The organism is Natrinema sp. CRL1, from assembly GCF_059162405.1.
The window spans coordinates 1-15,284 of record NZ_JBLVOY010000007.1 but is presented as its reverse complement, the minus strand read 5'-3'; the positions used below and the strand labels follow the sequence as shown (position 1 = coordinate 15,284).

Below are 15,284 nucleotides of genomic sequence, written 5' to 3'. Positions count from 1 at the left end.
CCATTCGTACGGATAGCTACTCCTCCCAATGAGATCGACGCGCACCCGCCCGTTCGGAGCCCTCCTCGCAGTGACTCTCGCCGTACTGCTCGTAACCGGCGGCCTCGCCGGTCCGGCACTGGCGACCACGGCCGCGGCGCAGTCCGACTCCGTCGCCGCGGCTTCGGGGTCGTCTTCCGCGCTCGCTGCCGATTCGACCGCGACCGCGAGCACGGCGTCGACCACGGCCCAAGACGCTGATCGTCCCGCGAACCCGACGACCGAGGACACCGTCGGCTACGTCGCGGGCTACTGGTACGACGACGACCTCCCCGTCGACGACCAGTCCAACGCAGTCGTCGACGAGGACGAACTCGACCCGGTCGTCTACCGGGCGATGGCTCGCGTCGAGCGAATCCGCAACCTCACCTTCGACGACCGGGTCTCCGTCGATGTCATCTCCCGTGCGGAGTACCGGGAGACGAACGGCGACCGCTTTGCGAACATCTCCTCCGAGAACCGCCTCGAGCAGAACATCGGCTACGAGGCGCTGTTTACCGTCGACCGGGACACCGCGGCCTCGGACGCTGCCGAAACGGTCTACGGCGGTGCCGTCGCCGGCTACTACGATCCCGAAACCGACGAGATCGTCATCGTCTCGGAGAACCCAGACACGCCCGAACTGAACGAACTCACGCTCGGCCACGAGCTCGTCCACGCCTTACAGGACCAGCGGTTCAACCTGTCCCAACTCGAGGGGACGACCCAAGACGGCGAGACCGCGAGAAACGGGCTGATCGAGGGCGACGCCAGCCGGGTCGAACGCGAGTACGAGAGTCGGTGTGGCACCGAGTGGGACTGTCTCGAACCCGCGGACGGACCGAGCACCGGGGACCTCGATATCAACTGGGGCATCTACTTCAGCGTCTATCAGCCCTACAGCGACGGGCCCGACTACGTCAACTACCTGCGCGATCAGGGCGAGGGCTGGTCGGCCGTCAACGCGGCCTACGACGACCCGCCGACGACGACCGCGGCGGTGATCCACCCCGGCTCGGAACCCGAGGCGGCGACCGTTTCGGTCCCCGACCGCTCGAGTGGCGACTGGCGACAGCTCCGGGTCGACGGCGAGACGGCAAACGACACCGTCGGCGAGGCGGGCATGGTCGCGATGTTCGCCGCCGATGCGCTCGATTCCGCCCGGCCCTCGGTGATTAATTCCACCGAATTCTTGCAAGGAACGGGGAGCTACGACTACAACCACTCGTATACGAACGGCTGGACCGGCGACGAACTGGTCGTCTACACGAACGACGAGGTCGAGAACGCGAGCGACCCGGCCGCGGCGGCCGGTCGCGCCGGCTACGTCTGGCGAACGCAATGGGAGTCGAACGCGGACACCCAACAGTTCGTCGACGGCTATCTCCGGCTGCTCGAGAACCACGACGCCGAGCCCGTCGACGAACGACGGGACACCTACGTGATCGACGACGGCGGCTACGCCGGCGCGTACTTTCTCAACCGAACCGGTCAGACGCTGACGATCGTCCGCGCGCCGTCGGTCGACGAACTCCCGAACGTCGAAGCCGGTGCCGCACCCGAGGGTGGGGACACCCTCGAGATCACCGACTCGAGCGAAATCGGGAGCGACACCGTTCCCGGCTTCGGGCCGTTGGCCGTGGCGAGCGCGCTCGCGATCGCGCTGCTCGGCGCGGGGACTCGGATCGTCATCGGCCGCAGCCGGACCGGCGGTGATCGACGCGAGTGATTAATCGCCCGCACGATCGATCGACGCTTCTGTTACCGCTCCGACGAACGATCACCCAATGAGTCGGCTCAGACTGTTCGCGGTGGTCGTCCTCGTCGTCTGCTCGGGCTGTGCCCTCCCCGGCAACTCGAGTGGGTTCGACACCGACCGCGAACTCGGCCGCGTCGGCGACTACGCCCACGACGACGGCTTCGAATTCGACGCGAGCGACGGCCTCACTGCGGACCAACTCGAGGCCGTCAAGTACCGCTCGATGGCCCGGATCGAGGTCGTTCGCGGGCTGAAGTACGAACGCGACGTCTCTCTCGAGGTGATCGATCGAGCCACGTTTCGCGAGCGGCAGACAGCCGGGTCCGAGAACGCGTCGGCGTTCGAGAACGAACTCTGGCGCGGCGCGTTCCTCGTCGACGGACAGACGGACGTAAATCAGGCGTTCGACGACCTCTACGGCGACTCCGTACAGGGCTACTACGTGAACGATCGGATCGTCATCGTCGCGGACGATGCCGACGACATCCGGATCGACCGCCGGACGCTGGTCCACGAACTGACCCACGCGCTGCAAGACCAACAGTTCGGCATCAACCGTCAGAGCGAGACGATCGACGGCCTGCGCGCCGAAAATGGGCTGCTCGAGGGCGAAGCGACCGTCGTCCCCGAGCGCTACGACCGGCGGTGTGGCGACGAGTGGCAGTGTCTGTCCGACACCCAGCCGCCGGCGGCGTCGGGCGAGACCCTCGCCCAGCGGCCGTTCAACGTCGGCCTCTTCCTCTCGATTTACGCACCCTACGCCGAGGGGCCGCCGTTCGTCACTGATCTTTACGACCGCGGCGGCTGGGACGCCGTCGACCACGCTCACGAGGAGCCACCCCAGAGCACCGCTCAGTTGATCCATCCCGACCGCTACCCCGAGACCGAGCCGGTCGCCGTCGACGTTCCCGACCGCTCGAGCGACGACTGGTGGCCGATTACGGACGGCACTGGCAGCGGTGGCGGCGGTAGCAACGGCGACGAGACCGAAGGCGGCGAGCCCCGTACCGAGACCATCGGCGAGGCCACCCTGTTCGCGACGCTCTGGGCCAACGGCGCGATCGACCGGCCGCTCGCGGCGGGGGCTACCGAGCCGCCCCAATACAACTACTCCCACCCCGCGACCGCGGGCTGGGCCGGCGATAGCATCCGTGTCTACCGGCATGCGGACGACCCCGACCGAACCGGCCACGTCTGGCGGCTCGCCTGGGAGAGCCACGCGGACGCGACCGAGTTCGCCGACGCGTACCGCCAACTCCTCGCGAACAACGGAGCCGAACGGGTCGACGCCGCCGGGGACGGCGTCTACCGGATTCCCGACGGCGAACCCTTCGCCGGCGCGTATCGAGTCGCCGTCACCGGCGACACGGTCGAAATCGTCGGTGCACCGACCGTCGACGACCTCGAGGGGATTCACCCCGCTGAGTCGGGTTCGACTCGGTCGCTCGAGACACAGTCTCTCGAGTCGGCGACCGGTCTAACGCCTCCCGTCTCGCCGCGGCCCGAACCGACGGCAGCGGGGGCGATGTCGGCGACACCGGCGGCACACACGTCGGCAGACGGGTAGCTTTTTTGCCTCCCGCGGGAAACCGGCGATATGTCAAATCCGTTCGGAACCGTTCCCCCGGAAGCGATTCTCGCGGGGGAAGCCACGGACGCCTACTTCGAGCGCACGCGGGCCACGCTCGAGCACGCGGAGAAGAACCCCCACGTCGTCGCCGAAGTGACCGCCGACCAGTTCCCGACCGGCAGCTTCGACGTGTTCACCGGCGTCAAAGACGTCGCGACGCTGTTCGAGGGCCGAAACGTCGATATCGACGCGCTCCCGGACGGACAGTTGTTCGACGGCGGCCCCGTCTGCCGGATCGAGGGCCCGTACCTCGAGTTCGCCGAACTCGAGACCTCGCTGCTCGGCTTTCTCTCTCAGCCCAGCGGCTTCGCGACGGCGGCGCTCGAGGCCCGACGGGCCGCGCCCGATTCGCTGGTTCTCTCCTTCGGCGCGCGCCACGTCCATCCCTCGATCGCATCGACCGTCGAACGAGCCGCGTTACTCGCCGGACTCGACGGCTTCTCCCACGTCGCGGCGGGCGAGATTCTGGACCGCGAGGCGGGCGGGACGATGCCCCACGCGCTCATGTTCTGTTTCGGCGAGGGCAACCAAGCCGAGGCGTGGACGGCGTTCGACGAGGCCGTCGGCGAGGACGTGCCCCGAATCGCGCTGGTCGATACCTTCTGGGACGAGAAAAGCGAGAGCCTGTTGGCCGCCGAGACGCTGGGCGAGGATTTAGACGGCGTCCGCATCGACACCACGGGTTCGCGACGGGGCGACTTCCGGCACATCATCCGCGAGGTCCGCTGGGAACTCGACGCCCGCGACCGCGAGGACGTCGACATCTTCTGTAGCGGCGGCCTCGGTCCCGACTCGATCCGACCCCTGCGTAACATCGCCGACGGCTTCGGCGTCGGCAGCCACATCACCGGTGCCGACTCGGTGGACTTCAGTCTCGATATCGTCGAGATAGCGGGCGAGCCGATCTCCAAACGAGGCAAGCTGTCGGGAGTCAAAGACGTCTATCGAACGCCCGAGGGCGGCCACCACGTCGCGCTCGCCGACCGTGAGGGGCCCGAAGACGGCGACAGCCTGCTTGAGCCGCTGGTCCGCGACGGCGAGGTCGTCCGGGAGTTCGATCTGGACGACGCGAGCGAACGGTGTCTCGAGGACGCGGAGGCGGTCGATTTCGGCCACCCAGACTCGTAAAAACTCGATAGCGGCTGCGGAGACGCAGGTCGCGCGGCTGGTCGGATACGGCTGCACTCGAGTTATAATACGGTCCCGAATCGCGTCTTAGACTTCTTCGATGCTGCCGTCGGCCTCGCGCTCGCGGAAGACCTGCCCCTCGAACAGCGTGACGATGACGTCGTCGTCTTCCCACGCGCCCGGTGCGAGCTTCGCTTTACGGCACGTCCGATCGAGGTACTCGCGGGCGCTCCAGTCGTTTTGAACCGGCACTGTCGGGTAGAGCCAGCCGCCCTCGCCGCCGTCGATGGCGACGCCGTGGGTGCCGAGCTCGAGGTCGGCGATCGGGTCGTCGGTCAGCAAGACGTTCTTGACGGTACAGACCGAAACCGTCAGATTCGGCAGTTCCGATGGGCTCACTTCGGAGCCACAAGAGTCCTCGCTGGCGGCCTCGATCGCCGCGTCGACGATGACGTGACCGAGCTGGTCGTCCGAACGATAGCCACCCGCACAGCCTCGCAGGCTCCCCCGGCCGCGAGTCGACTCGAGACGGACGAATGCGCCGGTTCGCTCGTAGAAGGCTTCGCGCATGCTGCCCGGTTGTTCTCGCTGCCCGTGTTGTACGTAGGATTCGACGGATTCACGCGCGAGTTCGACCGCGCGAGCACCGTCTTCGTAGGAGAGGTCTGCGCCCTGTCGCTGGGACATACAGATGGACAAGGGGATAGTCGTCCTAAAACGCTTCCATTCGCTGCGCGGCGCTTTTTTGTGTCCCGACCGGGGGACTTATTCGCCCCACGGACCTACATCGAGTGGGAGAGAGAGCCCGGTTGCCGCGATGGTCGTGCCGGCGACGGCGCGATCACCTACCGCGGGCCGCCTCCGGGGTGCCCCGCACTCCAACGTTGCCCGTCCCTCTGGGACGCGCAACGCTCGCGAGGAAAGTCCCCCCACCTGTTCGGGCAGGTGACCGGACGCAAGTCCGGAGCGGGAGACCGCTGGCTCTGGAACAGAAACGACACGTCTCGGCCCGACCGATGATGCGTGCGAACCCAACCGAGAGGAAGGGGAGCGAACCCGCAGAGGGATGCGCGGTCCGACGGACCGCGAAACGTGAGGCGGTTGTTAAACCGTGGTTCGAATCCACGGGTCACGAGCGCGGTTCGGAGCGCCCTCGGCGCGAGAACCGCGAACGTCGTGATCGACCGCACACGGACGGCCGAGGAACGATGGAACGGCGAATCCTCACCGGTGCAAGTCCGCGCCGTGGTAGCCCGAACGCACCGCGGTTTCCGCGGGCGGCGCGGACGCTCAGCCGAATGCCGGGACGAACAGAAGGGGGCTTACTCCTCTCACCCGATTTCACGCACTCGAGAGCGACTGCGCTCGCTCGAAGATCGCCTCGAGTACTATCGACTTAATTCCGAGCGGGTAGTCTCTTGACGACAGACTCGCCTCCTCGTTATTGGTCTCGATAAATGCGTCCTGACGGAGTCTGACGCGAGCGGAGCGAGCGTCAGGCACGTCAGGACCGAACGCAAGAGCGAGTGCTGAACAACGTGAGGCACTCGCGATAAGTGAGCGTCCTGACGGAGATTTGAACTCCGGTCCCTGGCTCCGCAAGCCAAGAGGATAGTCCACTACCCTATCAGGACTCATCTCTTCATACCCCGGTGAACATTAAAGCCCTTTCGAAAGGCTCCCGCCGGCACGGGGTTTCGCTGCAGCCTGCCGACAGTTTCGCCCGCTCGAGCCCGTCTCTCCGTCTCGGAATCTCACACGACCCCGTTCGGCCGGTCGCGTGTGTTGGGGCGCTGCTCTGACGGCGCACAACCGGTGCTGACGTTTATATACTGTCGGGCGGCCAGCGTGGCGTATGCTCTCCCGCTCGAGCCCCACCGAATCACAGCCGCGGCGAGCCGTTTCCGTGCGGTCTGAACGGGCCGATTCGACAGATACGACCGTCGTTTCCGTCGAACGCGGTACCGCACTGAGACACCGAATGGATAACGCTTATGCGCGGGCTACCCATGCACGAGCATAGAATGAGCGACATCGAGGGCGTATATGAAGACCTCGAGGCCGACGTTTCTCTCGAGGAGTTTCGCGAGGCCGTCGAGGCGAAAGTCGAGCAGATGGGGGGACTCGCGGACGAGGAGACGGCGGCGATGCTCGTCGCTCACGAAGTCGGCGAGAGCGAGGTCGGCGGCATCGCCGATATCGAACCCGGGATGGAAGAGGCGAAGTTCGTCGCCAAGGTGCTCTCGATCGGCGAGAAACGGACCTTCGAGCGCGACGGCGAGGACGAGGACGGACAGGTCGTCAACGTCGAAGTCGCGGACGAGACCGGCTCCGTGCGCGCCGCTTTCTGGGACGAACACGCCGAAGCCGCGATCGAGGAACTCGAGGAAGGGCAAGTTCTGCGGATCGGGGGTCGACCCAAGGAGGGCTTTAGCGGCGTCGAGGTCAGCGTCGACAACGTCGAGCCGGATCCGGACACCGAGATCGACGTGCAGATCTCCGATACGTACGCCGTCGACGACCTCTCGCTCGGGCTCTCGAACGTCAACCTTGTCGGCCTGTTGCTCGATACCGACAGCGTGCGTACGTTCGACCGCGACGACGGCTCCCAGGGGAAGGTGTCGAACCTCGTCCTCGGGGATTCGACCGGACGCATCCGCGTGACGCTGTGGGACGAGCAGGCCGACCTCGCCACGGAACTCGAGGCTGGCGCGACCGTCGAGGTGGTCGACGGCTACGTCAAGGAACGCGACGGGAGTCTCGAACTCCACGTCGGCAATCGCGGTGCCGTCGAGGAAGTCGACGAGGACATCGAGTACGTCCCCGAAAATACGCCGATCGAGGACCTCGAGATCGACCAGGTAGTCGACATCGCGGGCGTCGTTCGCTCGGCGGATCCGAAGCGGACCTTCGACCGCGACGACGGCTCGGAGGGACAGGTCCGGAACATCCGCGTCCAGGATGCCACCGGCGATATCCGCGTCGCACTCTGGGGCGACAAAGCCGATCTCGACGTGGGGCCGGGCGACGAAGTCGCGCTCGGCGACGTCGAGATTCAGGACGGCTGGCAGGACGACCTCGAGGCTTCCGCGGGCTGGCAGTCGACGATCACGGTATTGGAGTCCGATTCGGCCGGCTCCGGCGGTTCCGAGGGCGACGCCGAGGACTCGAGCGACCAGAACGCCGGCCTCTCTGCGTTCGCCGGTGGGGACGGGACCAACGCGGAATCAGCAGCTACTACCGCCGCATCCGATTCGACGGACGGGGCTGACGCCGCGGCGGACGGTACCGAGACGGCCAGCGCCGACGGGGACTCCGATTCCGACAACCCGTCCGACGGCGAGGAACTCGAGTTCACCGGCGTCGTCGTCCAAGCGGGGAACCCGCTCGTGCTCGACGACGGCGAGACGACGATGAGCGTCGCGACCGACACTGATGTCGGACTCGGCGAGGAGGTAACCGCCCGAGGGGTCGTCCGCGACGGCCGCCTCGAGGCAAACGACGTGTTCTGAGGTCGCGAGCAACCGCATCGTCCGCCTAGGAAAAGCGTTAAGGGAGTTAGCTCCGCCTATCATGATATGAACGTCGAACTCCCGTTCGCCCCGGTGGATACGATCATCCGGCGGAACGCGGGCGATCTTCGGGTGAGTGCTGACGCGTCGAAGCAACTCGCAACACGGATTCAGGAACACGGGAGCGACCTCGCGATCGACGCCGCCGAGGAGGCGACGGCTGACGGCCGCAAGACGCTGATGGCCCAAGATTTCGGCGTCGAACGCGTCATCGACAAGGACGACCTCGAGTTACCGGTCGCCCCGGTCGACCGCATCGCCCGGCTCGAAATCGACGATCGCTACCGCGTTTCGATGGACGCCCGCGTCGCCCTCGCCGATATCCTCGAGGACTACGCGGACAACGTCGCCCGGGCGGCGGCGATCCTCGCGCACCACGCCGATCGGCGCACGATCACCGACGACGACATCGAGACGTACTTCTCGTTGTTCGAGTGAGTAGATGCAGTTCGGCTACAGCGAGGTCTGTCTCGCACACGATCCCGGTTCGCGCCACCCAGAGTCACCGGACCGGCTACGGGCGATCCGAGAGGGGCTGAAGAAGAAACACGGCGTCGAGTACGTCGAGGCCGATCCCTGCGAACTCGAGACGATGGCGGCTGTCCACGAGCGCGAATACCTCGAGTCTGTTCGTGAGTTCTGTGCCGACGGCGGCGGGAGTTGGGACCCCGATACCACGGCTGTCGAGAAAACGTGGGACGCGGCCTGCCGGAGTGCCGGGCTCGCTTGTTGGGCCGCCGAACAGGCTCTCGAGGGCGCGACGGGCCGGAACACGCCCTTCTCTATCGGTCGCCCACCCGGACATCACGCCGTCTACGACAACGCGATGGGGTTTTGCTTCGTCAACAACGTCGCCGTCGCCGCCCAGCACGCCCTCGATTCCGACGTGTACGACGTCGATCGGGTCGCGATCATCGACTGGGACGTCCACCACGGTAACGGGACGCAGGACATCTTCTACGACCGGGACGACGTCTTCTTCGTCTCGCTGCACGAACAGGGACTCTACCCCGGTACCGGTGATGTCGACGAAACCGGCGAGGGTGACGGCGAAGGGACGACGATGAACGTCCCCATGCCGGCCGGGACCGACGACAGCGAGTATCTGGCCGCCTTCGAGGGGCCGATCGCCGCCGCGCTCACTGATTTCGACCCTGATCTGCTCCTCATCAGCGCGGGGTTCGACGCCCACCGTCACGATCCGATCTCCCGTATCCGGCTCTCGACGGAGGCCTACGCCCTGATGAGCGACCGCGTTCGAACCCTCGCCGACGACACCGACGCCGCGCTGGGGTTCATTCTCGAGGGCGGGTACGGACTGGATGTTCTCGCGGATAGCGTCGCGCTCGTTCACGAAACCTTCGACGGCCGCGAACCGATCGAACCGGACGACGACCCCGACGACAAAGCGGCGTCCGCACTGGAAGACGTTCTCGAGGCACACGATCTCGATGTCGATCTGGACGGTCTCTAGGTTTCTCGACGGCCACTTTTACGGTCGAGGCTCGAAGTACGCCGCGAGTTCCGGACCGAACTCCGCGAGGAGGGCAGTGATTTCCTCATCGAGTAACACGTCGTATCCGTCCTCGAGGGCCGTTTCGACGTGTGCGCCGAGTCCCACGTCGAAGAGCCGGTTGCTCTCGAGGAACTCGCGAGCGGTGGTGAACTCCCGCTCGCGCTCGGTGACGTATCGATCGCCCTCGATGAACGGGCCGTAGGCGTCGGCGTCGTCCGCGTAGGCGTCGTAGAATCCTTCGGCGTGATCTCGGACGTGAACCGGTGGTCCCCCGTGGCGCTCGACTGCGGGGCGCTCGCTGACCGCGAGTTCGGCGATGACGACCGCGCTGTCGTCCGCGATCGCCGTCGCTCGGAAGACGTCGAACCCGCGGTCGTCGAGCCCGCGCGTGATCCCCTCGAGGGACTTCCGAAGCTGCGGGTAGAGCTGATCCTCTACGAGGTCGGGAGCGTCGAACCGGACCGCGACGGGAGTGGTGCCCCGCCGCTCGAGGTGGTCGCGGAGTTCCGATTCGGTCAGCGGCCCGTGCTCGTTCGGTTCGAAGCACTCGAGACGCGGTGTTTCGAGGATCTCGCGGGCGTAGTGCTGGAAGCGGGCGACGTTTTCCCGCGAGCAGACGGCGGCGACGTTGCGTTCGGGGTCCGTGGGGTCGATGACGACCAGCGGATCGTCGAACTGGCTGACGGCGTCGCCGCTCGGCGTACCATCGGCCTCATTTTTTGTCTCGCGTGCGCGGCCGTGGCCCTCGGGATCGATCACGATCTGCGGGTGCCAGTCGGCCGCGGCCTCGAGCAGCGGTCGAAACCCGCCGTACTCGCAGACGAGCAGTTCGGTGAGGTAGCCGCTGAACCCGCGGGTCCGGAGATCGCTGCCGTAGACGCCGATCCCCTTCAGGAACTGCTTTGTGACCCGCACGTCGTCGGCGAGTGCATCGTCGAGTCGCCGCTGGAGATATTGGGTGTGGAACGGCGTGCGGTCGACCGCCGAGCGGATCTCGGTCGCCGACTCGAGTCGAAAGCAGGGGACGACATCGATGTCGAACCCCTCGACTTCGCCCTTGACGTAGGGGTGTTCGGCGTACTCCTCGTGGCCCTCGGGCAACGTGGCGTGGCCGACCTCGAGGCCGTACTTCTCGAGCGATTCGCGGTCGAGTTCCGGCGGAAAGCGGACGAAGATATCGATATCCCGATCGCCGCTGATCCACGTGTCGCGGGCGGTCGAGCCGACCTGCAAAACGTCGGCTCCCTCACACCGCTCCGTCGCCGCCCGTTCGGCTCGCTCGATGAGCCGGTCGGCGACCTCGCGGAGACGCGCGCGTTCGTCTTTGCCGGGCGTGACCTGCGTTCGAACCTCGGCGACGACCCGCTCGAGGTCGCGACCACCGTCTCGATCGTCGGGCTCGTCGCTGGCAGCGTCCTCCTCGCTCATTGGGGTGCCGTACTCGAGCGGTGCGTGAAAGGGTATCGAACCGCGGGAAGGGAAAACGAAAGCCCTATCAAATGCACCCGACTATCACGAGATGAGCCGAAGTAGCTCAGATGGTAGAGCACCTCGCTGTTACGGCGACTCAGGTACTGCCTGTCCGCCGCAGATACGAGGTTGTCCCAGGTTCGAGTCCTGGCTTCGGCGCTTCTTCCTAATTCACGACGGAGAGCGATCCGTCTTTGCGACGTGTCGACGATGGCAGTCACGTCGGACTGCAGGTCGTCGCTGTCATCGGGGGAGGGATTATCGTCTTTCGGCAGTGACGTGCGTACATGCCCAGTGATACTGACGACCGCCGAAGTACCGACGATCACGGCCACGACATCATCGATCCCCTCTTCGTCGGGATCGTCACCGTCTCGAGTTCGCGGGCGGGCAAAGACGATCCCGATGATCCCGGCGGGGATACCATACAGACGTGTTTCGAAGCGGCAGGCCATGAGGTTCGAGAGCGAGTCTTGGTCCGGGACGACTACTCGGCGATCCGGACCGCCGTCCGCGGGCTGGTCGCGCGCCGAGATATCGACGTAGTGTGTACGACCGGCGGCACCGGTGTCACCGTCGACGATGTCTCTCCCGAGGCGACCGCGTCGCTGTTCGAGCGCGAACTGCCGGGCTTTGGGGAACTGTTCCGATCGCTCTCGTGGGACGAAGTCGGAACGCGAGCGATGGCCTCGCGCGCAACAGCGGGGATCGCCGTCGATACCCCAGTCTTCTGTCTCCCCGGAAGCAAGAGTGCCTGCGAAACTGCCTGCGAGGAACTGATCGTCCCCGAGACGCCACACCTCGCCGGACTGGCGACGCGTCACCGAACCGAGGCGAGCGACCAGACGCTCGCGGACTACGGGAGCGAGTAGATCTGCTGTTAGCAGTCCCTCGGCTTCCAGTCGGAACACCGACGGCAGATGCCGCTCCCAACGCACTCGAGAGTGCCTTCACGACAGGGGGTGCCCATCTTGTCCATCTCGAGGTAACAGACGATCGGTCAACTCGCCTGAAACAGCCTTTATTGAGCACACGCACGTCCATTCGACTGCTATGTGCCACCACTTCGAATCCGTCACGGAACTCGACGCCGAGGAGCGCGAGGACGTCCTTGACTCCCATACTCGGGCGGAACTCGAGGCCGAACTCAGCGACGAGGAACTCGAGGCCTTGTCCGCGTAGCGGCCGGCCGTTTTTTCTCGAGCGGACCGGACAGCAAGCGTTAATTACCGCGCACGATTTTTCCCGATTGACGGGCCCTTAGCTCAGTCTGGTTAGAGCGCTCGGCTCATAACCGAGTGGTCGATGGTTCGAATCCGTCAGGGCCCATCCGCAAAAACCCTGAAGCGTGGCCGAATCTTCTTCGGTCACTAAGCGGAGCTTCAACCACTCGAAGCACGTCTTTTCTGTTTCCGAACTACCCCGTTTGAACCTGGACTGAACCAGTCACTGGTTCCGGGTCGCCGCTGTCTTGCGAAAGTAGTAGCCGAAACGAGGTGGTCGGCGTGACGGTCGCTCCGTTCCCGTCGGTCGATCGATCGACGTGCAAACACTGCGGAGCCCACGTCACTGACCGATTCCGGCGCGTTTTCGGTGACGACGGTGATCGAGCCCATCGCTGTGGCGACTGCGATACCTACGCTCGACTGAGCCGCGGCTCCGCTGCTGGCGTCGACGTATCGATCCCCGATCCGGAAAGGTCGCCCGGCCGTCACGGCGGTGAGGCCGATGCGTGACGGGTTCGTTCGGGCGAGTCGCCTGTACGATGTCGAGAGTCGAACGCTCATCGCCCACCCGTCCCATCAAGCAACTGATGAGGACGTTCGTCGTGCGCTCGACGATCGGGAGGTGCGGGTCGGCGGCGGCGGACAGTCCTCGAGCGGTACCGATCACTCGAGCGATTGGAACCTCTTGCTTCCACAGGAGCAGTGGTCCCGTCCAATCGGACGAATTCGTCCCGACGAGAGTACTTTTGCGGCGTACACTGCTTCGCAGCACTCGCAGACACCGACGACGCGTTTGTGCTGTGTCATACTGTTCACCCAGTTCGTCAACGCAATCTCGATTAGTGGGCATATCGTTATCGATTTCTGTTTACGAAGTGGCTACCCTGTTCACCTCTGCCAATCACTACAGCCGGGTACTGAGCGAACAGATGGTGGGTCGCGATGAGCCACCTCGTCGAATCCGACGAGTGCGAGCGGTGCGGTGATCGCGTTGACGCACTTCGCCGGCTCTGTCCGGAGTGTACGCGCGCGATTCGGAACACGCGAGAGGTCCCACTATGAGTTCTCGAGCGTCGGTACTCGAGAGTTCGAAGGCCAGCGGTGACGCCCTCGAGGCGGAGACCGCCCAGGTCGTCGACGAACTCGAGTACGTCAGCGATCACACCGCGACGTGGCACGACGCTCGGACGACTACCGTCCTCGAGGCGAGTCGGTCGCTGCCGTTCTACGGAATCGTGCTCGTCGAGCCGGCGGTTCCGGTCGTGATCAAAGGCTGCCAGATCGAGACGAGCAACGGCGGTCGGTCGACCCGCGGGCGGTTCTACGTCAAGCGAGCCGCCCACGAGCAACTGCTCGAGGCGGGCGGGATGTACCTGTTTGTGGTCTATCTCCCGCGGCCGGGACTGCCGCAGGTCGCGCGGGCGATCGTGCCAGCGACGCTCGTCGACGAGTTGCTCGCCGGGCGGTGGTACGAGGTCAGCGGGTCGCGCTCCGAACAGGAGGTCGCGAAGCTCACGTGGTCGCACGTGATCGATCCCAAGGGTATCGATCCGGCGGTAACCGTGGGTGAGTCGCGGTGACCGTCCGAACGACCTACTTCGGTGGGCTCAACTCGAGTTTCGAACCTGCTGACGGGGACGCCGTATTCGGGGTGGTCCGCTACCCGCAGGACTTCTTCTCGCGGCTTACGGATCGGAATATCCCGGCTGTCGCGCCACCGGAGGACCTGTTGAACGCGTACAAGGTCGTCGAAGAAGCTGCCGACGACAACGGCAAGCCGAACCCGGCCGCGATCGCGTGGGATTCAGTCGACTACGAGCGCCGATATCTCGAGCAACCGGGTCCACAGACGGTGATCTCCGAGCTAGCAGATTGCGCTCGCGAGCAGGATATCTGGCTCGTCTGTTGGGAAAAGGACACAGACGAAGTCCGCGACCGGGGAGCCGTCAGATACGTATTTTCTGACCTGTTCACCCAATCCCTTGTTACAGTTCGGACATCGGCTTTCATCCGGCAGGTGTGACTTAACCGCCCGCGAGGGATGTGTCTGGTCCCCCGCATATTGGGTGTAGGCTCACGAGACGTACCCGAAAATATTGAACGGGGAGCGATTCACCCGAGTGCGTGGAATCGTTCGCACCCACAGGAACACGATTGTGTTCCGATGGGGCGGATCAGACCGCTCAAGAGTTCTTTCGCTGCGTATGCCGACTCGCAGCGAACGCACACGGCCACAACGCGGTTGTGGTCGCGCAAGACGATCACCCCATTCGTCCAGCGTATGGCGCATGCTTCACTCCCTTTGAGGCGTTGTCAATAATTCGTCACAGCATGATTTTCGTTTCATCTGCATGTTACCTTGAGGCCGTCGCCGCGCACGCGTGTAGAATTAATTTGAGAACACAACGAACACTGCTGTAAAAACCGCTCTGAGGGGGGAGAAGTTAGGGTATTGATGGATAATTCGAGCGCTGTCTGTAGTCTGCACTCGGAGACTCACGACGCGTTAGCAAAGGGCTGCATCGACCTCCGTATGGCACGTATAGTAGCTCTTGAAAGTCAATGCACACCCGATCGCAGGATAGCGTTGCGATCGGTGTGTAAATCGTTTCAAGAGCTACTATATCTATCGGGCTCCAGTCCGGTACTGAGTTAGCCCATATTACAAATTTCTGCCATGCTCGAGATCATAATTGGAATATTGTCCTGTAATCCTGTGTGGTACTCACTCTCTGTGGAGTCTCGGTTCGTAGGCCTTAAGTAGTAACCAGCGATTGTGAATATATACGGAGAAAGAGGCGGCGTGCCTGACGCACGCTGCCTCTGCGGGTGACTCGAGTCCGAAGGGGTTATGTACCCCAGACGGCCTACGAATACATCCGCACGAGATGAGGATTCCACCCCTGCGGTCCGCCGTACAGATGGGATCTGATGTTAGCCTTGGTAGTTCGGTGACGCCCGCTCG

At 64.6% G+C, this 15,284-nt stretch carries 13 protein-coding genes, 3 tRNA genes and 1 other RNA gene; 14 read left to right on the top strand and 3 right to left on the bottom strand.

What is annotated here, in order from left to right:
• Positions 1–28: 28 nt before the first annotated feature.
• Genes ACJYUO_RS19210 through ACJYUO_RS19200 form a run of 3 tightly spaced genes read left to right on the top strand, consistent with a single transcriptional unit; the run spans position 29 to position 4,535 of the window.
• Entirely contained in the window at positions 29–1,747 is a 1,719-nt protein-coding gene (locus ACJYUO_RS19210) for an Hvo_1808 family surface protein (protein ID WP_494346951.1), read from the top strand.
• Positions 1,748–1,805: 58 nt separating this feature from the next.
• Complete coding sequence (locus ACJYUO_RS19205; protein WP_494346950.1) at positions 1,806–3,344, top strand: Hvo_1808 family surface protein; 1,539 nt, start codon at positions 1,806–1,808, stop codon at positions 3,342–3,344.
• Between the two features lie 30 nt (positions 3,345–3,374).
• Entirely contained in the window at positions 3,375–4,535 is a 1,161-nt protein-coding gene (locus tag ACJYUO_RS19200; RefSeq protein WP_494346949.1) for a nicotinate phosphoribosyltransferase, read from the top strand.
• An 87-nt stretch (positions 4,536–4,622) separates the two neighbouring features.
• On the opposite strand, the gene ACJYUO_RS19195 is transcribed toward ACJYUO_RS19200, so the two are convergent.
• Positions 4,623–5,222, bottom strand: a complete 600-nt coding sequence (locus tag ACJYUO_RS19195; protein ID WP_494346948.1) for a TIGR00296 family protein — start codon at positions 5,220–5,222, stop codon at positions 4,623–4,625.
• 211 nt (positions 5,223–5,433) lie between these two features.
• On the opposite strand from ACJYUO_RS19195, the gene rnpB reads away from it, so the two are divergent.
• Positions 5,434–5,872, top strand: an RNA gene (gene rnpB, locus ACJYUO_RS19190) — RNase P RNA component.
• Between the two features lie 224 nt (positions 5,873–6,096).
• On the opposite strand, the gene ACJYUO_RS19185 is transcribed toward rnpB, so the two are convergent.
• Positions 6,097–6,169 (bottom strand) — tRNA-Arg (locus ACJYUO_RS19185).
• Between the two features lie 390 nt (positions 6,170–6,559).
• Here ACJYUO_RS19185 and ACJYUO_RS19180 point away from each other — a divergent pair.
• From ACJYUO_RS19180 to ACJYUO_RS19170, 3 genes are all read left to right on the top strand, one after another.
• Complete coding sequence (locus ACJYUO_RS19180; protein WP_494346947.1) at positions 6,560–8,047, top strand: single-stranded DNA binding protein; 1,488 nt, start codon at positions 6,560–6,562, stop codon at positions 8,045–8,047.
• A 66-nt stretch (positions 8,048–8,113) separates the two neighbouring features.
• On the top strand, positions 8,114–8,545 hold the full coding sequence (locus ACJYUO_RS19175) for a histone (RefSeq protein ID WP_494346946.1): 432 nt from the start codon (positions 8,114–8,116) through the stop codon (positions 8,543–8,545).
• A gap of 4 nt (positions 8,546–8,549) precedes the next feature.
• Positions 8,550–9,581: a histone deacetylase family protein gene (locus ACJYUO_RS19170; protein WP_494346945.1), complete on the top strand. Its 1,032-nt coding sequence runs from the start codon at positions 8,550–8,552 to the stop codon at positions 9,579–9,581.
• A gap of 18 nt (positions 9,582–9,599) precedes the next feature.
• Here ACJYUO_RS19170 and cca read toward each other — a convergent pair whose 3' ends face one another.
• Positions 9,600–11,051 carry a CCA tRNA nucleotidyltransferase gene (gene cca, locus ACJYUO_RS19165; protein ID WP_494346944.1) on the bottom strand — a complete coding sequence of 484 codons (1,452 nt, stop codon included), beginning with the start codon at positions 11,049–11,051 and terminating at the stop codon, positions 9,600–9,602.
• Positions 11,052–11,146: 95 nt separating this feature from the next.
• On the opposite strand from cca, the gene ACJYUO_RS19160 reads away from it, so the two are divergent.
• From ACJYUO_RS19160 to ACJYUO_RS19130, 7 genes are all read left to right on the top strand, one after another.
• Positions 11,147–11,252, top strand: a tRNA-Asn gene (locus ACJYUO_RS19160).
• Positions 11,253–11,380: 128 nt separating this feature from the next.
• On the top strand, positions 11,381–11,965 hold the full coding sequence (locus ACJYUO_RS19155; RefSeq protein WP_494346943.1) for a MogA/MoaB family molybdenum cofactor biosynthesis protein: 585 nt from the start codon (positions 11,381–11,383) through the stop codon (positions 11,963–11,965).
• A gap of 181 nt (positions 11,966–12,146) precedes the next feature.
• Positions 12,147–12,275: a hypothetical protein gene (locus tag ACJYUO_RS19150; RefSeq protein WP_494346942.1), complete on the top strand. Its 129-nt coding sequence runs from the start codon at positions 12,147–12,149 to the stop codon at positions 12,273–12,275.
• A 72-nt stretch (positions 12,276–12,347) separates the two neighbouring features.
• Positions 12,348–12,422 (top strand) — tRNA-Ile (locus ACJYUO_RS19145).
• Between the two features lie 167 nt (positions 12,423–12,589).
• Complete coding sequence (locus tag ACJYUO_RS19140; RefSeq protein ID WP_494346941.1) at positions 12,590–12,829, top strand: DUF7563 family protein; 240 nt, start codon at positions 12,590–12,592, stop codon at positions 12,827–12,829.
• Between the two features lie 548 nt (positions 12,830–13,377).
• Complete coding sequence (locus tag ACJYUO_RS19135; protein WP_494346940.1) at positions 13,378–13,899, top strand: PD-(D/E)XK family putative nuclease; 522 nt, start codon at positions 13,378–13,380, stop codon at positions 13,897–13,899.
• Complete coding sequence (locus tag ACJYUO_RS19130) at positions 13,896–14,342, top strand: hypothetical protein (protein WP_494346939.1); 447 nt, start codon at positions 13,896–13,898, stop codon at positions 14,340–14,342. Before ACJYUO_RS19135 ends, ACJYUO_RS19130 begins: the two co-directional genes overlap by 4 nt.
• Positions 14,343–15,284: the final 942 nt, after the last annotated feature.